This is a genomic window from Faecalimonas sp. LCP19S3_D12 (genome assembly GCF_052121495.1).
In the GTDB taxonomy this organism is placed as follows: domain Bacteria; phylum Bacillota; class Clostridia; order Lachnospirales; family Lachnospiraceae; genus Faecalimonas.
This window is the reverse complement of the sequence record NZ_JBQKED010000022.1, coordinates 32746-54712: the sequence shown is the minus strand read 5'-3', so window position 1 is coordinate 54712 and position 21967 is coordinate 32746. Positions and strand designations below refer to the sequence as shown.

Here is a 21967-nt window from a genome sequence, read left to right as displayed (position 1 = left end):
AAACTATACCACAATAAGTCTCACACCGATGTTCCGAGCAGGTACACCGGTGGAACAATATGCTCACACCGTTTCAAGCGAAATATTCACACCGGTCGGACGAAATTTGCAATGTATAGTTTAAAGCAGTTTTTTATGATTTTCTTGTTGTTCTTGTATGTTTTTTGTGTAGATTGTACCAACTACATTTATTTTAGAGCCAAAAAACATCCGCCTGTAATCACAAACGGATGTTTCTCTATTCTTTACATACTATTTTCACTTCTATCCCTTGATTAGTATTTTTAAATTCACACTCATAATGATGTAATTCTACAATCATTTTTACAATATAAAGACCTAAACCACTGCCTCCTGCCTTTCTATTTCTAGATTTTTCTCGTCTATAAAATGCATCAAATAGTTTTGGGATTTCCTGTTCTGAAATATGTTCAGCATTATTCTCAACTGAAAATATTACACCTTCTTCATTTTTATACACCTTACACCAAATATTTCCATTATCCGGTGTATACTTTACGGCATTGCTAATTAAATTACCAATTACTTTCTGAAACAGTACTCTGTCCGCACAAATTTCTGTTTTCTCTTCTATTTCTGTATGCAAGGTCACACCTCTATCTGTCGCAATATCTTCCCATTCTTGTATAATTCCTTTTACGATACTGTCTAAAAATATAGTCGAGAAATTGAGTGAGAAGCCTGCAGATTTCATTCGAGAAACATCTAATATCTCTTGAATTAATCCTTCCATTGAAAAAACTACCTCGTATGATCTTTTCAAATATTTATCCCGATCCTTATATCCACCAATTCCTGAAATCATTCCCTGAATTTGACCTTTCAATATGGTAACGGGGGTTTTTAGTTCGTGTGAAACTGCCGCAAAAAAAGAGAGTTGTTTCCGTTCCATTTCTTGTTCTCTTTGTATTTCATCTTGTAATATTTGATTTTTCTCTTTCAATTCTTGTAATGTATCTTCTAAGTGCTCTGCCAATTGATTTAAGTTTTCCCCTAAAATGCCTATCTCATCGCTTCTTTTTTCAGGATATGGTTTACGGAAATCTAATTTTACCATTCTTTTTGATGCCTCATTTACCTTTAGAATTGGTCTTGTAATATAACGGGCAAAAAATAAGGCAATTAAAATAGAGACTATCACCGTAATGATTCCCAAAGAAGGTAAAATTCTATTTAGAACTTTTAGTCCTATATTAACCGGCTCCTTTGTTCCAAATATTTGAAGTTTATAAACTGTACCTTCATTAGACTTTACAATATAATTTTTGGTAATTCCTTTACTATTTTGCGCCTTGGAACTATTCGCATCTGGAGCTAAAAAATAAGATATTTCCCCATAATTTCCTATTTCCTCTCCTTCTTGATTTTTCACAATGATAGATATTCCATACTCTATCGCAAATCGTTCCAAGGTCTTCTGAGTTTCCTCATTTGTCATATTACTTATTTGTTCAATTGTGGTATCTAATTCTTTCTCAAGGCTTTTATTTAATTCCGTCAAATAAAAATTAGACATACCGAAAGTAATCATTCCATAAATTGCTGCACTTAATGTCAATAATAGCATGATTGTTACTAAAAACACTTTGATCGTTAAGTGTTCTTTAATGTACTTTCTCAAGACGATATCCCACTCCTCTTACTGTTTCTATATAATTTCCAAAAGCGCCTAATTTCTTTCTTAAATTTTTAATATGATTATCTACCGCACGTTCATCACCATAAAATTCATATTTCCATAACCGATTTAGAAAACTCTCTCTTGAAATTACCGCTCCCGGATGCTCCATTAGCTCTTTTAATATCTCATACTCCTTTTGTGTCAAATCAATGCTTTCTCCCTTTATAATTACCCGATAATTACCAATGATAAGGCAGATTTCACGATACCACATCTCATTATTTTCTGTTTCATCTTTTTTATCATATCTTCTAAATATCGCTTCTATTTTTTTTATCATAAGTGGTAAAGAAATCGGTTTCGGGATATAATCATCTATTTGCAATTCAAATCCCTTAATTTGATCTGCTTCGCTACTTAATGCACTGATCATAATAATTGGGACGTTTGAGTTTTGCCGGATAATTTCACATACAGCATATCCATCCATCTTAGGTAACATAATATCCAAAAGTACCATATCTGGATGTTCTTTGTTAAAAACTGCCACCCCTTCTACACCATCTTCTGCAACACATACTTGATAGTTTTGATCTTCTAAAAAAAATTGTATCATTTCTTGTATATCCAAATCATCTTCTACAATCAAAATTTTCTTCATAATATCATCTCCTAAATAATTCTATTTTATCAGCTTACTTTGTAATTTGTGTGTAGTTTTCATATCTTCTGGCTCTTTTGTATTCTTTTTTCACCTACGAACTTCCAATACAAAAGGCAGCAGTATATCAAAACTAATATACTGCCACCCACATGTTCCTATTTACTTAAATCCCAGCAATCCTATAACTCTACATTTATATGCTGTTTCCAAAAGACATAATATTTTGTAACGTCTTCAAAAGTATTCAATAACACACGCCTATTTTATTACTCAATAGACTTTATACTCTTGGTATCACTTTCATTTCATTCGTGTTTTCTTTTGGCCATGTTATTTCTTGTTCCTTTGGAAGAAATTGCTTCATTATCTTTTCTATTTTAGACTCTTCTGCATAAAAACAAATAGTTTTATTCTTTTCAGCAGAAACCTCCTTCAATTCTGGAAAAATCTTAAAAATTTCTGCATCAGAAGAAATATCCGCCAAGTGCATTTGCATTGCGTAAATATTGAAATCGTGATAATATACAACCTTCATAGAAGGAAGATTATTTACTATCAGAAATTCTTCTGTAATGGATTCTGTTTCTTCATTTTTATATAATAAATGATATTTTTCAAAATCCATCTCTGAAACTTCACCTATAATTTTTTCAGTATCTACATCAATCATAATTCCGATTTTTGGCAAAGGATCTCCAGAACTTTTACGATACCCGATTTTTTCTAAAATAACGCAGACACAGTTTTTTTGCTGATATAAACATGGCATTATCTGTTCTTCTGCAATCTGGTATTCCTGAAAATACTCTTCCAAAATTCTTTTACAGTCCATTTCCTTTTGAACAATTTCTCTATCTATATCATAAAACAAAAGTTTACAGGTTTCTAATTCCGTATATCGTTCAATGTAGGTTTTGAATTCATTTTGGGTTTCGATTTCAATATCTACAACATACTTTCCTGGAAATATAAAGGGAACCACATCTCTATCTACATCCTTAGTCATAAAATAGGACCATCCTCCATTTTCATTGTAACTTTCCCATTCTTGTCTACTCTTCTTTGTAGAGCAGCCCGACAGCAGAAAAACAAAAATAAGACTCAATGCAGCAAATTTCATCATATTTTTTAACATTTTTCCTTACCTTTTCTCTGTGACTCAATCTCATGTTTCATCAATTCCAAAGTCTGTTCCACTAACTTTTCAGAAGGTTTATTTTTGTCCATTTTTTCTTTATATTTTTCTACCCATTTCTCTGTATTCTCCATCACTATCTCCTTCCCATCTAATTAACATCATAGTACACATATCCGTTTTTATCTTTTGCATTTTTCAAAACTCTTGCCATTTCAAATAAAAGTCCAAACGTATATGTGAATGCTTCTATTAAGAATACAACTGAAACAATATCACTAACGCTGGAAATGATGCTATTAATGAGCATCGATATTTGAATAATAACATTATACTCCAATTCACAAATGATTTTTGATCAAGCACTATCCTTTTATCAACCTCTGAAGTCTTATTCTATTTCTTCTGGTTCTAAACATTCTCCTACTAAACAATCTAACATTTCATCAATAGAATTTCCTGCTTTAATTAAACAACCATCTGTAAAAGCATATACGGTATTGTCTTTTGTCATTAGTACAATTAAGTTATTCCTACAAGCAACACCTATTGGAAATACTTCTTCATAGATTTTATACTCTAGTAGGCATTCCTTAAAATAATCTGCTTCTAAATTTATCCCGATTGCTTTAATAGGATTAAATTCAACATCAAAATATTTTTTATCTGGTGCATCTATTATTAAAAAGCCAAATGTTTCTAAAAAATCAGAGATATTAGTGGGCATTTTCAGTCCAATTTCTGCATATTTAGACTTAATAATACTAATATCTATAGTTTTGTCAGTATTCCATCCTGCATCTTTTAACCTTCTTAATGTAATTTCTTTCATAATATTAACTTCCTTTCGACATGTTTATTCCCTTAAATGTAATTTCACAATTTTTACATGGGGGTGCATATTCACCGTTTCTAAATACTTTTGTGTTAATAAATATATTATCTAGACTAGCTCCGTTCTGCAATGCATTATTTACTGAATGAACCTCTGCACAATTCTCCACATTCCATATTTCAAAACTTGATTTATAGGCGAACCTATTTCCTTCCGTTTTCTCAGCTAATTTTTTAGTAAAATCAATTCTTTCTTGCAAATCATGATGTATTTCTATTTTTGACGGATTAAATTTATTGCTTCCGTTATATCCGAAATAAATATTTCCGTTATTCAAATCTACAGTTGCACTAACTTTCGATGGTTGATACTTTCCCACCACCTGGTTTTCTAATACCGCCTGATTTTATATATGTAATATGATAATCAAGTGCTTCATTACTTATATTTTCAGCAACATTAATCCAATATTTATTATACCTTGCGACCTCTTCAGGAGACATCAAATCTCTTAAACTAGTAAAACTTTCTCTTTCACTTTGAATTCTATGTCCAATCTCCTCAATGTGCGTCTTTCTCGCCACATCTCCGATTTCCGATACCGAACTATTCACTGGATTTCCTGCAAACAGTGTATTACGGATAGGGTTTTTTGCTACTGTAAATCCATCACCGGAAAAACCCAGGGATATATTATTCATTCCTTCTGTTGCGTTCGATAATCCATATAAGGTAGATGTTCCTCCCACAACAGCTGCACTAAACACAATAGGAGCAGCCGCACCCGCAGTTGCGAAGATTAATGCTGTTCCCACTGTTGCGGATACAATTCCTGCAAGAAGTTGTTTTAATCCTTCCGCTTTCCTATCATCAGCAAGTTTATCGTTCATTTTATCTTCAAACTTTTTCATTGCAGCTTCGTACTGAGCTATGTTCTGAGCTACATAACTATCTATGGCTCTCATTCTCCGAACAGATGGCTCAGAGAGCCCCAAAATAATCATTGGAACGAACACGTTCAGGAGCGGTGTAAATAAATGAAGTAAAATGCTTGTTTTCCTAGTATCTAGTCGTAGATGCTAGGATTTCTTTTTTTATATCTATCCCGAAACTAAGCACTTACTAAAAAACGCACCTCTTTCGCAACAAAAAATTGTTTTGAAAGAAGTACGTTTATATCAGCGTTTTGGAACTCAATATGAAGTTTTCCTTGTCCTTATATGTACCCAGAGACAAATTTTCGCCCTAAGAGTGTCTTTATAATAACTTTCGCTATTGCCTGTTACTTCGTAATGGCAAGACGAAAGCTGTTAGTAAAGACAGTTGGGTACGGGGAAAGGGAGGTTTGCGTGTCCTTATGTGGAGACATAATTAAATATAATCTTTCATAATACTCCAAACTTTTTTTACTTCGTTATTATATTTTTCATTCAACTGATTTCTTAATTGAACATCCGCATCATAAATAACGAAATCACTTAACCCGCCTCTCGAAACAAACAATTTACTATAACTTTCTATCAAATATTTTATTTTTTCATCGTAGTTCGTATCCGAATCAATGCAATTAACTTGTCCCATAAGAATTCTTAATATCCCATTGTATTGACCATATCCGTATTTTTGTACCATTTTTCCAATTTCGATATATGACACTCGCAACTGTGAAAACTCTTCATTTTTTATCATTTTTCTATCTCCAATCTATCGTAATGGTGTTTTTCCTATAACTTCAAAACTCCATGGTGCATCTATATATGTTTGCATAACATTATATCCTCCCATATATGCTCCTCCCTGCGGTCCAACAGGTCCTGTATAAACAGTAGTACCTTTTGGTACTTTAATCGCATATACATAATCTATATAAGAGCTTGACTCCCACATACCAGTTTTAGGATCTATCCACAGTATCTTTACCGCTGTGTCAATTCTTACATTAGCAACAGAAGCTGGTGGTTCACTTCTGAACCATCTTCCATACGGATTTTCAGCATTGCCTGCTCGATACATTATTCTATCTTCCTGTAATACTTCCACATTGTATCTACCACCATAGAAATTTTTTATAGGTAGATTAGGTAGTTCTGCTAACGGTCCAGGATTTTCAATCAGATTATATTGATACTTTGCTATATCATCTGTTCCGTATATAACAGAAGGTATACCACTCTCTACAACTTCTGCAACATCATCTAGCTTATTCACTTCTACATTACTTAAAACTTTCTCACCTAAGGCAATGTCATCTGAATTCTTGAATATCGTTGTATGGCTTAGTTCTTCAATATCCACCTTTCTCGCCACATCTCCAATTTCCGATACTGAACTATTCACTGGGTTTCCTGATAGAACTCCTTCTACCATATTGCTTCCCAACATTGCCAATATACGGCTATCTGTACTTTGATAGATTACATCATAAACTTTATCTTCTGCTACATTACCAATCAATATCCTTCCACCATCTACGGCGATAGCTTTAAATTTTGCAGCACCTGTTGCTCCTTTTAAGATGCCACTCATCGGTAATGCCATTGCCGAAATCATAGTACTGGCATTTCCTATAGTATAATATAAATCCGGATTTCCTGCAAACAGTGTATCACGGATAGGATTTTCTGCCACTGTAAATCCATCACCGGAAAAACCCAGGGATATATTGTTCATTCCTTCTGTTGCATTCGACAATCCATATAAGGTAGATGTTCCTTCCACAACAGTTGCACTAAAAAACACAATAGGAGCAGCTGTTCCCGCAGTTGCTAAGATTAATGCTGTTCCCACTGTTGCGGATACAATTCCCGCAAGAAGCTGTTTGAATCCTTCCGCTTTCCTGTCATCAGCGAGTTTATCATTCATTTTATCTTCAAACTTTTTCATTGCGGCTTCGTATTGAGCCATGTTCTGAGCCACAAAATTTCCACTTGCTTCATATCCCATCTGCAGCCTTTGATATGACGGTAGCATTGCAATAGAACCAGCCTGATAATTGGTTACTGATATAGCAGGGCTTCCTGTTCTTGCTATCAAAATAGACCTTATGACTCCAGCATAGATTTAATGTCTTCATTCGTTAAAATGCACTAAATCATACGGATAATACCGTTGTTCTTTCAATTCTTCATCATCTAATTGCAAAATTTTACAAATCGCCCCTACTTCATATGCCCAATAGCCATAATATGTATTCTGTTTACTATTGTGGCTATCATACCATGCTGTTTCGTTGTGGATTTCGTACCATTTATCGTTTAAATATTCTTTTAATAAATCTTTACTTTTTCCATTGGGATTTTCAATTATTGCTTTTATATCATCATATATACCTTTATAAGCAAAAGTTTCTGTGCTTAACTCCCATTCAGTATCAACTGATTTTAACAAAAAATTCAACAAATAATCATTTAATCCTGTTTTTTTAATTTTATTTTCCAAAATTTTAAAATCACTATTCAAATTATCGATATTTAACAGTATACCTAACGAAATAATTCTAACTAACTCAATATATCCGTAATCCATTTTCCAAACTTTAGCATAGTAATTTAAAAGTTTATTGTAAATTTCCTTAATTTCTTGAATCGACCTGCCTAATGAATATAATAGATTAACTCTCTTTATGTAATATATTACAAGTGCATTATACCCATTTATTGCTCCCTCTGAATTTTCTCCCTGCTTTTCTATTACTGTTGGCATAATCTTTTCAAAATCATTTATACACTCTGTTGTAAAGGATAGTGATTTTTCAAAAAACACCTTACTTTTTATCTTATCTCTCATAACTAATTTCCTTTCAGCTTTTTACCATCTTTCAATATACTTTCAATAACATTTCCTTTTGAATCAATATTCACCAATGTACATACAACATTGTCTGGGTTCAGAGTCATTTCTAACATAATTTCTTTAGCTTTATCTGGCCCTACAGCATTTTCCAATCTAGCATAAATCCATACATTACTCATTTGGCGTGTACCATCTTTTAAAGTAGTTAATTTTGCTGTACCATATTTCGCCTCACTAATTATAAACTTAGGCGGTCCACCTGTAGGATCTTCATACACACCATCAATTCCTTGGTGTATTTTATCATCTAAAGAAGTAACCTTATCTTTACTTATCCTGTTTAGATTTTTTTTAGTGCCTTCATAAAAATTATCTTGCACCATTTCCCCAAAATTCCCTTTATGTTTAGTTGTTTCGAGAATAATTTCTCCTTTTTTAACTTTTGTAATAATCTCATCAGTTTCTTTATACAGATTTTCAATCTGACAATTAATATTGCAATTTTTTCTCGCCACATCTCCGATTTCCGATACTGAACTATTCACTGGGTTTCCTGATAGAACTCCTTCTACCACATTGCTTCCCAACATTGCCAATATACGGCTATCTGTACTTTGATAGATTACATCATAAACTTTATCTTCTGCTACATTACCAATCAATATCCTTCCACCATCTACGGCGATAGTTTTAAATTTTGCAGCACCTGTTGCCCCTTTTAAAATACCACTCATCGGTAATGCCATTGCCGAAATCATAGTACTGGCATTTCCTATAGTATAATATAAATCCGGATTTCCTGCAAACAGTGTATCACGGATAGGATTTTCTGCCATTGTAAATCCGTCCTCGGAAAAGCCAAGGGATATATTATTCATTCCTTCTGTTGCGTTCGATAATCCATATAAGGTAGATGTTCCTCCCACAACAGCTGCACTAAACACAATAGGAGCAGCCGCACCCGCAGTTGCGAAGATTAATGCTGTTCCTACTGTTGCGGATACAATTCCTGCAAGAAGTTGTTTTAATCCTTCCGCTTTCCTATCATCAGCAAGTTTATCGTTCATTTTATCTTCAAACTTTTTCATTGCAGCTTCGTACTGAGCTATGTTCTGATCTACATAATTTCCACTTGCCTCATAATCCATCTGCAGCCTTTGATATGCTGGCAGCATTGCAATAGAACCAGCCTGATAATTAGTTACTGATACAGCAGGACTTCCTGTTCTTGCTATCAAAATAGACCTTATAGACTCCAGCATAGAGTCCATATTCTGCGTATCATTTTGATGTGTTTCCTCATAATCACCAATGTCACTGTTTAAAGTTTTAACACGACTTTCCATCAACTGATAAGAAAGTACTAATGCCAAACCTGAAGGCTGAACAACTGAAACAATATCACTAACGCTGGAAATGACACTATTAATTTCTTCCCGTAAATTTTCAAAGTCCTCCCGCCCATTCTCCAATACTTGCTGTTGTTCCTCCAATATTTCTTGTGGAATCTCAGCCTCATAAGAAGAATCAATTCCATAATATCCCTCTGCATATACCGAAAGACGTACCTGAAACTCAGTTAAGAGTTGCTGTAGTGATCCAATCACAGGAATATGTACTTCTTGTATATAATTCTGTATGCTTTTCCCGGTTTCCCCTTGGATGCATGGTGTTACTACAATAGTTTCTAATGCCTGATAAACTGTCTCTAATTGTGTTCCCCATTCACTTAACTGATTTAGCATCTGGCTTTGTACTTCCAACAACTCTTCAATTTTCACATGGTATCCCATAACACACCTCCTCCTTGGGTGCTTCTTTTCAAATTCTATATGTTCCAACCGCTAAATGTCTATCGTTTTATTAAGGATTGTTCTGCATAAGTCATACAGGTACTGACATCTTGTAGTTTTCGCACATCTTCCTGCAATAAAGTTTTATAACTTCCAAACAGTTCCGACAAAGTCTGATAGGTTTCTAAAAATGCTGCTAAAGTTTTCATATTCCCTGTAATTTCCGGTTGTTCTTTACTTTTTTTAATACCTTGGCTGGCTACAGATAACGCTGACACATTCGAACTATAAGTTAATTTATTTAATTCAATCATTGGCAGTCCCCCCTACTTAATTAAGCAATGTTTCAATATAATTTCCCAAAGAGTTAATCTGACTTTTTAGCCAGCCAATCACTCCTTCTTGATCATAAATCTGATTTTCCAATCTTGTAATTTCATCCATAATCGCATCTACGGCTCGATCGGTTTCATCATAATATGTTTGATAACAAGGTTTAAGCTGTTCCTCAGCAATTCCTTCATATTCTTCTTTATTAGATCCTTTCCAACTGCTACATGAAAGTTTTTGCGTAATGTCAAATTTCTCCGATTCTATATTGAGTTTATAAGTCTGCAGTTTCTGTTTTGCACCTTCCAAACGCTCAATTTTCTTTTCTAATCCCTGAATTTCATTTTGACACTCTGAAATCCTATAGTTTGCTTGATTAATTTCATATTTTGCAGATGAAATAGCAGCTTGATTTTTATTTGCCATGAATCACACCTCCCTGTCCAGAAAGCAAAAGTTTTATGACTCATTTTCTATTTTTTATAATCCATCCAAATGTTCTTTTAAACTTTTCTGCATTCTGAAATCATCTTCATCTTGAAACCCTTTTTGGATTATTTCTTCAATATCCTCATGATTGAAATACAATACGTTTTCTCCAATCAAGCCTTCTGGATAAGTACAAGCAACATAATCAAAATATTTTTGTTCTCCCTTGAGAATTGTTACAACACCTCTTCCAATCAAAACGAGCTTTTTTACACTTCCTTTTACAAGAATTACAGAACCTAATGGTAAAAACTTTTCTTCTTTCATTGCATTCATACCTCTCATATTTAAAATAAAACAGAACGTTTCTTAATTATTTAGAAAATTTCATTCGCATTAAAGTTATTCCTTCATCAAGTAAACTCATATCATTCGCATGTGACACATCATATTCTCCAATTTTTTCGTTAATGTCTGTCAATGTAACCATAAGTGTATCAATTTTCTCTGGAACTTGAAACTCGATGGAATAACTGAATAAATCATCCACTTTACTAAGTTCATCTACGATATTCTCATAAATGTCAGTATAACTTTCTTTATATAAGTTTAATTGTTCCTGCTGTCTTTCTAACACATCTTGTTTAATAATTGCTGTATTTGACTCCTCAAGTTCCATAAATCCTAATACGTATTTAGAATAATTTTCTTGGAATAGATCTAGAAGAGCTTCTATCTCTGCTTTTATTGGCATATGAATATTCTTTATGTTATCTTTTAATTTTGTACCAGCTTCACCTTGCAATTCGTTTGTATCTCCTAAAACTTCCAGTGTTTTTCCAACCTCTTGTAGCTCTTCTTTCCAACGCTCAATTTGTTCCTGCGATTTAAGCTGTAAGCTTAAAATATCTTCCATTCTAAGATAATATCCCACATTCTTCCCCCTCTCTTATAATATATCTTTTTCTTTAAGAAGCATAAGTTTTCCCGCTTCTCTATAAGAGTCTGCACTTGCTATAAGAAATGTTTTATACATTTTCATCAAATGATCCAGGTTCTGATATGTTTCTGTCATATTATTAAGAGATATAAGTTTACTTTCCATATCCAAATGCCCATAAGTACTTGTAATCCTCCCCGCTTTCTTTTTGAAATCATTTACTTGTCTAAAATATGGATTTTTAAATAGTGCAATAAAATCCACACCTGCTGCCGCCCATTTAGAAATTCCTCTTTCAATGGAATCCCAAATTTCCATTCCTATATGGACGCCATTTTGAAATGTATCTATAAAGTACTTGCATACTTTCTTTCCAAATTCCTTTGTATTTTCGGATTCTTTTGCCAAAAGAAAAAGATTTATTAAGAAGATTCCATCTACAGCCAAATTCCGTACTACTCCAGGGGCTTTATTTTCTATTTTTCTTATGACTACACCAACCGTTTTTGCAAAGTCATCCATCTTACCATTTTGGAAAAATTCTGTATCGTGTTCCATCATCCAGCGCCAGACAAAACCTGTATCATGTTTTTGAAACAGAGCGCCATCTGTCAATTTTTCCAAATCATATATTTCATAAACCCTATCGTCTGTTCGTATAGATTGGAACATTTCACCTGGCATTTGATTAAGTAAATTTCCGATAAAAGACCATTGATAGTGTTTCACATGGGAAGCCATATTATCAATTTCTAAAGCATGTGACAAAAGATATTCATCGGAGTATCCGGGGCCGTCCAAATTGTAAATCGTTCCCACTTTGTTCTGCATGTTTGCAGGCACTGTAATTCCAGCATGCTGTGACAGATTTCCACCTAGAGAATGCCCTGAAAAATCAAATGTTGTATAATTATCCCCATATTTTTTATTCATATCTTTCACAAAGTTCTGTGCTGCTTTCTGCTGCTCCGTTAAAATATTATTGAATAAAGCGATATCTGCATTGATCCAGTCTTGACGTAGCTGATGCGTAGTGTCACTTTCACTTCCTCGGAAACCGAATATCGACTGGCCATCTCCACAATCAATCATGCATCCATAAAATCCCGAATTTGCATTATCATCTTTTACTTCCACGATCTCCCACTGTGCATATTCTGAATTTTTTATCTCCTCTATAAATGCCTTTGCTTCCTCGAAACGCATCTGCTCGTATTCACTCAATTTTGTCGTTTTGGGATCTTTATTTCCATATACTCGATTAATATACTGTTTTTCAATATTGTCGTTAGATACTTTGAAAATATTTTCTAATGTTGCTGAACCATATTCTTTCTTTGCATCACGTATGTCTTTTTCTTCAATATTCATATATGCTATTTGTGAAGCCACCAGTGCATCTTTATCTGTTGTTGGTCTCATACAAATTTCTTCTCCTATTGAAATATTTCTTGTTCTTCTCCCCGTTTAGCTGCTTTGAACACCTCTAAAGAATCATCAAATGTCTTTGAATTACTTCGCATGATTGTTCCAAAGTAAGGTTGATTTTCAATAATCTCTTCAAAGCTACTTCCTTCATCTCCAGGTGCTCTTACTTCTAGTATTTTCTCTGCCTGTTGAAAATTCTTTTTATCTAAATAATAAACATAAAATAAAGCTTGCCCTCCCATCTCTTTTTGGAATACTTCCTCATACATCTTATATTCTTCTTCATCTGTCGTTCCAGTCATCGTGGTAGCGTCAAGATAAACCCAAATAGTCCCTAGTGTTTTATAATCTGGTTCGCTTTGGTTTCGAAGTGCAGCATAGTTTTCCCACTTTGAAATTTCTTCTATAGATATACCCTGCCATTCTTCCATTATTCCTCTAATTTGCCCTTGAATATAGTAGTTCTCTGCCACCAGTGAAACTGCTTTCTCTACCTTAGATTCCATCTGCTTTGCCAAAAGACGTTCTGCATATCCATCATCAATAACCTCTATTTTTGCATTTTTCTCTTCTGGATAAAAATAGCTTCCTTCAAATGGATGTTTTGGATCACTTTTTGCAATACATGTTGCATAAATTGCTCCATTATCTGATGGTAACAGTTTAGGTTGGTTCCAAGACAGTACTTCAAATTCTTCTCCGTATTTTTCCTGTAAATAACTCTCTATCGCCTTGGTTATAACTTCTTTTTTCGTATCCATTCCACATCCTCCCAACATTATGATTAAGAAAAAACTCACTAATAGTACTGATTTATATCCTCCTCTTTTCAAACCGATTTCCTCCTATCTGTGGCACTTTTCTAATGAATAGTTACATGACTTTTACTAATTTAGTAATTTGGTAAGCCAATTATCCAAATCATTAAGTGCCATCTTCAATTGTCCAATGATGCCTTCATGCTCATATCGTCTGTTCTCCAATTGTGTAATTTCATCATTCAATGCATCTTGTAAGCTATCTACATCCTGTTTGAAAGCATCACAATCTTCCAATGCTTTTATTGCTTCCCCATCAAAAGACTCTCTATTGCTTCCACACCATGTAAAATAATCCATAGATTCAATAGTTCCTGCCATGTTACAGATTGTCGTACCTATTTCTTCCTTTTTTACATTTACTGCATCCCTTACACTTTTAAGTCTTTCAATTTTTTCTTCTAAACTTTCGATAGTTATTTTATTATCTGTTATTTGTGCATTACATTTTGCTATTCTTTGCTTACATTCAGCAATTGCCGCTCCATTTTTATCCTTATCCATAAAATTCTCCCTAATATTTTGGAATCCGCACTTTAACATAAGCTCCATTATGGAACAATAAACCATCTTTAAACTGTGGAAGTTCCTTGGCTGAATTAATCGGGAATATTGCCGTTGTTCCCTGACTTCCAAGAAGTAAACCTTCTGTTGTGTTTTTCGCAAATTTCGTCACTTCGTCAAATCCTTTCATCTTTCCGGAATGTGCAGTCAAAATGATACTGATACCAACACCTGCTGCCTCATTCAGGATAGGAGCCAAAGTTATCGCCTGTGTTTTGGTCAATTCCACAAAATTATCCCAATCGTCTACAATCAAGCTAAACGGCTGCAATTCCCGGCAGATTTCCTTTGGATTTAACGTCGGATCCATTTCTAATGATTCCTTGACTTTTTGATTTCTTTCTGTGATCTCTGCCTTGAGTGCATCTATAAGCAGAGGCACCATTGCCTGATTTTCTATATAAACAACTTCTTCTGATGTTTTATAGGAATAAAGTTCCATAGCTTTGGAATCCACCAGATAGATTTTTCCTTTTCCCAGCATCTGATCAAGAATGACCTTCAATACGTTTGTCTTACCTCTTGCTGCTTCACCAAGAATCGTAAATGGTGTATTTCCAAGCTGGAATCCGCAGGCACACACAGCTTCTTTTTCGAGTCCAACATAAATATCCTGCTCTGTATGAGGATATTCTTTCATATCTGCAAAGAACAAGTTTTCTGGAAGAACCGGAATTCTTGGAGCTTGTTCACCGGGATACAGAGCATCAATATTCTGTATCAATTCTTTAATTCTATCCTTATATTCCAATTCTGTTTCAAACTTGACCATGCTGTAAAGCTGCATTACACTTATCATATTGTCATATTTCAAAAGAGCTCGTCCTTTTGTTTCTGATTGTTTATAAGTGCTTCTTCCAACGATTAAATTTACATCTGACTCATCAAACAGATATCCCGCCACTTTGTTTTTAAAATTATTGTAGGTAGAATATTTCATACTGTTGCTTCTGGTAGCAGTTGCAATCACAAAAATCCCAAGTCCATAACCATCACGGGAAATCTTTTGGAAAAATTCTTCAGCCTCATATCCAAGTTCTTTTACTACATCAAAATTGTCAATCACAAGAACAATTGCTTTCATTTTCTCTGCAGAAACCTGATTGTAAACTTCAAAATTCTGTACTACTTCATCTGCCAGTTTTTTCTTTCTCTCTCTGATTTCTTTCTGCAAAATCCCCATTAACTTCTGGAATCTTTCTGAGTCATCAAATACAATATAATCTGCCACATGAGAAAGTTTGTTTAATGGCATCAGACCACTGTTTCCGAAATCCAAAATATAAAAATTCAAATCCTGCACACTATTCTGCATAGCCAAGGACAAAACCGCAGTTGTCAAAAAGACGGTTTTTCCATATCCTGCTGAAGCAATATACAGCAAATTCCCATCTTTGATAAAATCAACATCATATGGAATCTGTTCCTGTTTTTCTGGAATATCAATAAGTCCCATAGCAATTTTCATGTTCAATTCTTTTTGGGTTGCACGAATAAGTTCCTGTGGGCTTACAAGTTGTTCCGGTAGTGGTGGAAGCCAAGGTTTTTTCACCTCTTTTACATCTTGTGTTTCATAATACTCATGAATATAGCGTACTACTGCGTCCAACTGAGTTTTTACTACTTTGTTATTTTCTTTCGTATCACTTAAATCTTGATTTACCAATTCCCCTTGTCCGATTTCATTGAGTACATAAACCCGGTCATCGACTTTTTCTTTCTGTTCTTCTTCATTATAAGCAGCTCCACTCCATGCAGATTGGAACAATTCATAGATTTCATTATTACCCACTTGCAGATAGGCACGTCCAGGCAGTGTAATGTTTGCTGCATCTGCCGTTTTTAAAATTTCTTTACTGTCTGCTTCGTTCTGTACTTTAAGTGCCAACTTAAATTTTGAGTTTGACCAAATCTGATCATCCACTACACCTGTAGGTTTCTGAGTTGCCAAAATCAAGTGTACACCAAGGCTTCGTCCAATACGGGCAGCAGATACCAGCTCTGACATGAATTCCGGCTGTTCCTTTTTTAATTCAGCAAATTCATCACTGATCAGGAATAAATGTGGAAGAGGTTCTTCTGCCTCTCCATTTTTAAATAACTTATTATAGTTATTGATATGGTTCACATCATATTGATTAAAGATACTTTGTCTTCTTGCTAGTTCACTTTTGATAGATGCCAACGCACGCATACTCTGGGAACCATCCAAGTTCGTAATCGTCCCCAATAAATGTGGAAGGGCTGTAAACATCTTAGACATACCGCCTCCCTTATAGTCAATCAAAAGGAAGGCAACCTCATAAGGATTGAAATTTACAGCAAGTGAAAGAATATACGATTGTAAGATTTCTGATTTTCCGGAACCTGTTGTACCTGCAACCAGACCATGCGGTCCATGAGCTTTCTCATGAAGATTCAAATACACATAATCTCCGGCTGCTCTTGCACCAAGCGGTACTGCCAATGATTTTGAAGAATTATTTTTTCTCCATCTTTCTTCAATCCGAAGTTGTGATGGTCGTTCCACCTGATACATTTGGAAGAAAGTAATACTGTTCGGTATCTGTGCACTAATCCCCTGCATGTGTTCCAGCACACCCAGATTTCTTCCAAGCCACTCTAAAGGAATTCCCTGCATATTATGAAGCCTGAAGTTTTCCTGCTTTTCTTCCCGTTCATCAATCAGCAGAAGTCCATCTTCTGAGTTTTTCAGCATTGCAATAGTTCCTATATTTTCCGGCAGATTTGCCCTTAAATGAGAGGTATAAATGATAGAAAATCCTAAATTATACCCTTCCTTTTCCAAATACTCCATGATGGAATGATCCATAATCCATTTTGGCTCATCAATCAGAAAGAGAAAGTGTGGTAGAAAAGTACTCTCTTTTTTGCTTTCCTCTTCTTTTTGCTTCCTGTCTTTTAAAATCTGATATAGACTTCCTAAAATCTGATCTCTTTTGTTTTCTGAATTGATCATTGCAACGCTGTTTACCGTATGGATTTTAAAATGCGGATACCAGCGCATCCACTGGAAATCTTCCTGATAAGCTTCATCATAGATTGCAATAATTTCCAAATCATGATAACTGTGAAAGAACGTGAGTTGGCAAATGAGTGCTTTTATTTGCTCATGTATTACACTTTTTTCTCCTACCAGGCCAAGATGTGCCTTTTTCAAATCGATAACTACCGGTTTTTCAATGACAGAAAATTCTTTTTGAATTGCTTTTGCCTCATCTTCCAATATATCTGGTTTCGCCTTTAATTCATCAAGTTTCAGCTGAATTTGAAGCTGTGGATGTGTTTTTTCTACTCCCAATGATACTTTTAGAAAATCTTCGTCATTATAATTTCGCTCATAAATTCTAGGGCTGTATTCTTCAATCATATTCCGGATTTCAGATACAGACGGATAATTATATTCATAGGCTTCTTTTTCTTTACAATAGGCATGATAGATTTCTTTTCGTTTCCGCAATAGATACTGCTTATAGGTTTTTTCTCTCAGAATTTTGTTTTCTTTTAATTCTTTCTTATCACTGAAAAAACGCATAATGGAAACAACTAAAGACATCCCTGTACCGGCAACCGCCATCACTACAAATAATCCCCGCTTCATAATCACGCTAATTGCAATGGTAATGCAAATCATAATCACAGGTGGCAATATTAGCTGAACAAGTCCGCCTTTTTTACGATCCATCAATTCTTTTGGCTTCTCTAATTGAATTTTTTCTTCCTGTACTCTTTTGATAATTCTTGGAGAACGTTTATACTTCGGAAAGCCTTCAAACGGGACTCTGGAATCTTTCATAACGGGAAGTTGCGTATGTATTTCAGCAATCTTCCCTTCTATAAGAATTACATTTTCCAACAAAATAACAGAAATATCTCCAATTGTTAAAACATCTCCATTTTCCAGTAACACCTTGTCTTGCTGTATCACCTTATCATTTATAAGCAAAACATCTTCCGTTTTTTTATGAATAGAAATTTCTTTCCCTTTTACAATAATATCGACCTTACACTGTGGAAAAATGATATCTGTTTTCCTTGAACCTATAGTAAAGTAATCGGGACGAAATAATCTTATTCTTCCTGTTTCCATTTTCATTCTCCATCCCCCTCAGTATCCCCTGTAGTTATACTTTCATAGTTATTTTGATCTTCCGTTTCATATTTTTCCATTAGGGGTTCCATTTTCTTTGTAATTTCATTCAGCTTATCGGATTTTTCTGCACCTGTTAATTCTGTATTTTCTTCTATTATTGCTTTTTCTTTCATATATGCATATAAAAGTAATTGATCATCCGAAAGTCGTAGTGCAATATCAGCAGCCTGTTCTGTATCGCTTCTTCCTAGATAAATCCAGTAATCTAATTTTGACTCCGTATCATTCAATGTCATTTTAGCTAAAATATTATCTTTTTGCTCTTGTGTAAGATTTTCGCTACGGACATATGCATTCGCAAGCATAAATTTCTGTGGAGCTGTCATGTTCTGCACCTTGACATTTCTCATACAGTCTATACATGTAACATAATCAGACTGAACATATGCATCACTAAGCTCTATAACGGCTCTTTGATAAGGTTCTTTTGCTATGCGGTCATATCCTATGTATCCAACTGTCCCAAACAATACGAACCCGAGAACTGCTACTGTTACTTTTAATGTTGTCACCTTATTTTTTGGTATCAGAACTTTCTTCTCTCTACGGTCTTTCTTAATTCGTTCATACTCTTCACAAAGTATCTTTTGTATGTCTTCTACCGTGGTTCCTGACTGTACTTGTCCTAACACCCCTTCTTTCCCTAAAAGCTGCATACCTCCCCGCAGATAATCCTCAAATGTGTATTTATTCTGTAAGGCATATCCAATAACTGCTTTATAGGCATTTAAGAACTGTTCCTCTCGGTCTGTACTTGCAGACAAAACATCTCTGCTTTTCGCTTTCACACTTCCATGAAGATCATAAAACAGATTTTGGGGCTGCAAAGAAAAAGAATATTTTTCTATGTATTTTTTAAGATTTCCAATATCATCTAAAACTAAAAGGATATCAGGAAGGTCTTCTTTTCGAATCTCCATGAACGGTCTTTGGTTTTCTAAATCATATGTAATTTCTAATTCTTCGCTCTTTTCCTCTATATGCGACTGTAAAAATCCATGTTCCGGATAGGTGATCCATTGATATTCAAATGCATCTTTTGCTATAACTTCTGATTTTTTAATAACTTCTTTTATTACTGTATCTTCCATAACCTTCCTCACCTTCAAGTAAAATAATTCTAATCTGCTTTAGTTTTTAATTTTGGATACTTTATTTTATCTTTTTGTAACTCATATTGTTTCAAAAATTCTTTTTCCATTTCATCTACATACCCTGTAAAATAGATTTCTTCTATATCTTCATGGTTAAAAAAATATGTCATCTGACTATTTTGTCCTTGCGGATACAAGCACCCTGCATAGTCAAAATAACCTATGGTTCCTTCATTATTATATAAAGGAACTCTTGATATAATCATAATTTTCTGTTCTCCATCTTTTAATCTTATAACACTTCCAAGTGGCAATACATTCATAATTCTTCTCCTTTTCAATAAGTATATTATATATTTTTATAATATTTATATCGAGCAATAGGCTTCGTATATAGATAACTTTCTAACAACAAGATTGTTAGAGTCCATATAATAAAATGACAAACTGTTACGACTGCACTATACGGACTAATAATCATCATTAAAGGTCTATATGCAAAACAAATTATTAACAATATTATAACTAAACATGTATTACTTCCAAGCTGTTTTTTCCCTTCTTTGACGAATTGTTCAATTTCAAGTTTCGAGCAAGTATATTCAACTGCCGTTTCTTTTATTAATCTGTCCAATCTTTTTTTACCTAGATAAAACAAAATCTGTCCAGCAATAATTCCCAGTATCAATGTTGTCCAATATAAAATATTAACATTCGTTTTTATTTGGACATCAATTTTATTTAAAACAAAATAAATAATCATAGATGCACCCGCAACTAATCCCACTTGCAGCCCACCACTTCCTTTATTTTTCATAGCATAAATCTGTTGTGTTTCATTTGAATAATAATAATTCATCCCTTTTTCTGAATTAAAATATAAAAGCATCATTCTTAAATCCTCCATCACGCAAAAGCATTACCTAATCCATCAAAAAATCCAGATACTGCTTTTCCTACATTTGATAATCCTTTCTTTACATCATCAACCGCTTCATTTATTTCTTTCCCTATATCTTTTATCCCAAGCCAATTATTTTCATACGCATGGTCAAAAACTCTACTACCAAATACTGCGATTGCTGCACCTGCTGCAATTCCAATAGCAGCGACACCGATAGGTCCTACTGCCAATGTTGCTGCTGCAGCTGTTCCTGCCATAGTGCCCAATTCCCCAGCAATCAAACCAACGCCCAAGTGTCCAGCAGCTTTTACCGTTGCGTCACCAACTTTTTCTCCTGAAATAAGTTGACCGCTAAAATCTATAGCTGCGCCTATAATAGGCATTCCGACTTTTCCAAAAGAGTGTAATTTTGTACCTGTATTAATTAATTTTCCACTTTGTTGAGCAAATGAATTACTTAATATAACAAAACTATTTTCTGTTGCAGGTCCCTGAATTCCTGTAGACAAAAATATTTCCCCCAATTTTACTACAGATTTACCACCTGATTCAAAAACTTTTGATATTATATCCATTTGCATATTATCCTTAATTTCATTTGGTATTTGTCCAATATTTTTCAGCATTTCTTTTAATAAATCAGCCGGTATTTCAGCATTTGGATTTTTTTGATACAATTCATATAGTTCTGACCACTCTTTTAAAGTTATATTCGGAACTTTCTTTTTTAATTTTTTTACATATTCTTCCATTTCCTTTTCTAGTTTTTCTGTTCTATCATTCCATCGTAATTGAACAGTTTTTTTCCATTCTGGAGTGTCTAATGAAACAGAAAAACCAGTTCCATTCCAACCTTTTTGTATAGCCACAATTCCTTCATTCACAGTATCATATAAAGTAATGCTTTCTGAAAACAACGAGGCCGTAGTATTTTCTATATCATATAGTTTTTGTATTTTTTCATTCAACTCATCAATAAGCGTTTGATTTTGATTAATAGAAATTTGATATTGAAAAATCATTTCCTGATACCAAAAACCATACTTTATCTTCATTACATCATTTTGCATATTGCTTTGCATTAAACTAATATTTTTTTCTAAAAATGCATTCGTGGACATAAGAGAGTCTCTTTTTGCTATTAATTCTTCCTCATCAAGATTTTCATCTCCAACTGAACTTTTCAGATTTTCATGTTCTTGAATTACAGAATCATTCGCACAAATAAAGCCTTGAATAACAGCTTCGTGATTTCCTAACTGGTATTTCATGCTTTCCCAGGCTGCTCCTTTAAGTTCTGTATTTTGTACAAATTGTGAAATTGTTTGCAATGCAGATAATAAATCTTTGTTATCAGATTTCAGATTTTGAATAATGCTATCTGCCTGTTCTTTTATAGAACCTGGATAAAGTTTTAATCCCATA

At 34.0% G+C, this 21967-nt stretch carries 23 protein-coding genes; all 23 read right to left on the bottom strand.

Translation table 11 applies throughout. From position 1 onward, the window contains the following. Positions 1-238: 238 nt before the first annotated feature. A complete protein-coding gene (locus ACTQXY_RS08490; RefSeq protein ID WP_441659119.1) occupies positions 239-1642 on the bottom strand; it encodes an ATP-binding protein in 1404 nt (467 codons plus the stop codon). Next, entirely contained in the window at positions 1626-2303 is a 678-nt protein-coding gene (locus ACTQXY_RS08485) for a response regulator transcription factor (RefSeq protein ID WP_117995235.1), read from the bottom strand. Before ACTQXY_RS08485 ends, ACTQXY_RS08490 begins: the two co-directional genes overlap by 17 nt. Positions 2304-2586: 283 nt before the next feature. Continuing rightward, positions 2587-3312 carry a hypothetical protein gene (locus ACTQXY_RS08480; protein ID WP_441659118.1) on the bottom strand — a complete coding sequence of 242 codons (726 nt, stop codon included), beginning with the start codon at positions 3310-3312 and terminating at the stop codon, positions 2587-2589. 122 nt (positions 3313-3434) lie between these two features. After that, positions 3435-3575 carry a hypothetical protein gene (locus ACTQXY_RS08475; RefSeq protein ID WP_412346723.1) on the bottom strand — a complete coding sequence of 47 codons (141 nt, stop codon included), beginning with the start codon at positions 3573-3575 and terminating at the stop codon, positions 3435-3437. Positions 3576-3832: 257 nt separating this feature from the next. Further along, complete coding sequence (locus ACTQXY_RS08470; protein ID WP_101870884.1) at positions 3833-4273, bottom strand: SUKH-3 domain-containing protein; 441 nt, start codon at positions 4271-4273, stop codon at positions 3833-3835. 4 nt (positions 4274-4277) lie between these two features. Beyond that, a complete protein-coding gene (locus ACTQXY_RS08465) occupies positions 4278-4655 on the bottom strand; it encodes a hypothetical protein (protein ID WP_441659117.1) in 378 nt (125 codons plus the stop codon). Beyond that, entirely contained in the window at positions 4627-5187 is a 561-nt protein-coding gene (locus ACTQXY_RS08460; protein WP_441659116.1) for a hypothetical protein, read from the bottom strand. Before ACTQXY_RS08460 ends, ACTQXY_RS08465 begins: the two co-directional genes overlap by 29 nt. A gap of 460 nt (positions 5188-5647) precedes the next feature. Then, positions 5648-5965, bottom strand: a complete 318-nt coding sequence (locus ACTQXY_RS08455) for a hypothetical protein (RefSeq protein ID WP_441659115.1) — start codon at positions 5963-5965, stop codon at positions 5648-5650. A gap of 15 nt (positions 5966-5980) precedes the next feature. After that, positions 5981-7309: a hypothetical protein gene (locus tag ACTQXY_RS08450; protein WP_441659114.1), complete on the bottom strand. Its 1329-nt coding sequence runs from the start codon at positions 7307-7309 to the stop codon at positions 5981-5983. Positions 7310-7345: 36 nt separating this feature from the next. Continuing rightward, complete coding sequence (locus ACTQXY_RS08445; RefSeq protein WP_441659113.1) at positions 7346-8062, bottom strand: PoNe immunity protein domain-containing protein; 717 nt, start codon at positions 8060-8062, stop codon at positions 7346-7348. A gap of 2 nt (positions 8063-8064) precedes the next feature. Next, positions 8065-9861 carry a T7SS effector LXG polymorphic toxin gene (locus ACTQXY_RS08440; protein WP_441659112.1) on the bottom strand — a complete coding sequence of 599 codons (1797 nt, stop codon included), beginning with the start codon at positions 9859-9861 and terminating at the stop codon, positions 8065-8067. Between the two features lie 59 nt (positions 9862-9920). Beyond that, the gene (locus ACTQXY_RS08435) at positions 9921-10175 is read right to left on the bottom strand and encodes a hypothetical protein (RefSeq protein ID WP_441659111.1); all 255 of its coding nucleotides are present in this window, start codon (positions 10173-10175) and stop codon (positions 9921-9923) included. A 16-nt stretch (positions 10176-10191) separates the two neighbouring features. After that, positions 10192-10617, bottom strand: a complete 426-nt coding sequence (locus tag ACTQXY_RS08430; RefSeq protein WP_270608937.1) for a DUF5082 domain-containing protein — start codon at positions 10615-10617, stop codon at positions 10192-10194. A 54-nt stretch (positions 10618-10671) separates the two neighbouring features. After that, positions 10672-10947 carry a DUF4176 domain-containing protein gene (locus ACTQXY_RS08425; RefSeq protein ID WP_441659110.1) on the bottom strand — a complete coding sequence of 92 codons (276 nt, stop codon included), beginning with the start codon at positions 10945-10947 and terminating at the stop codon, positions 10672-10674. Positions 10948-10993: 46 nt separating this feature from the next. After that, the gene (locus ACTQXY_RS08420; RefSeq protein ID WP_441659109.1) at positions 10994-11554 is read right to left on the bottom strand and encodes a T7SS effector LXG polymorphic toxin; all 561 of its coding nucleotides are present in this window, start codon (positions 11552-11554) and stop codon (positions 10994-10996) included. Between the two features lie 15 nt (positions 11555-11569). After that, positions 11570-12982: an Mbeg1-like protein gene (locus ACTQXY_RS08415; protein ID WP_441659108.1), complete on the bottom strand. Its 1413-nt coding sequence runs from the start codon at positions 12980-12982 to the stop codon at positions 11570-11572. Between the two features lie 14 nt (positions 12983-12996). Next, positions 12997-13821: a DUF5037 domain-containing protein gene (locus tag ACTQXY_RS08410; protein WP_243132350.1), complete on the bottom strand. Its 825-nt coding sequence runs from the start codon at positions 13819-13821 to the stop codon at positions 12997-12999. Positions 13822-13875: 54 nt separating this feature from the next. Next, positions 13876-14310 (bottom strand): DUF5082 domain-containing protein, encoded by a 435-nt coding sequence (locus tag ACTQXY_RS08405; protein ID WP_441659107.1) that lies wholly within the window; start codon positions 14308-14310, stop codon positions 13876-13878. Positions 14311-14320: 10 nt separating this feature from the next. After that, a complete protein-coding gene (gene essC, locus ACTQXY_RS08400; protein ID WP_441659106.1) occupies positions 14321-18487 on the bottom strand; it encodes a type VII secretion protein EssC in 4167 nt (1388 codons plus the stop codon). Continuing rightward, a complete protein-coding gene (locus ACTQXY_RS08395) occupies positions 18484-19635 on the bottom strand; it encodes a type VII secretion protein EssB/YukC (protein WP_441659105.1) in 1152 nt (383 codons plus the stop codon). The genes essC and ACTQXY_RS08395 overlap by 4 nt, the downstream gene beginning before the upstream one ends. A 29-nt stretch (positions 19636-19664) precedes the next feature. Continuing rightward, entirely contained in the window at positions 19665-19961 is a 297-nt protein-coding gene (locus ACTQXY_RS08390) for a DUF4176 domain-containing protein (RefSeq protein ID WP_441659104.1), read from the bottom strand. Between the two features lie 26 nt (positions 19962-19987). Further along, positions 19988-20530 carry a hypothetical protein gene (locus tag ACTQXY_RS08385; protein WP_022250354.1) on the bottom strand — a complete coding sequence of 181 codons (543 nt, stop codon included), beginning with the start codon at positions 20528-20530 and terminating at the stop codon, positions 19988-19990. 14 nt (positions 20531-20544) lie between these two features. Further along, a complete protein-coding gene (locus ACTQXY_RS08380) occupies positions 20545-21966 on the bottom strand; it encodes a hypothetical protein (protein WP_441659103.1) in 1422 nt (473 codons plus the stop codon). Position 21967 lies beyond the last annotated feature (1 nt).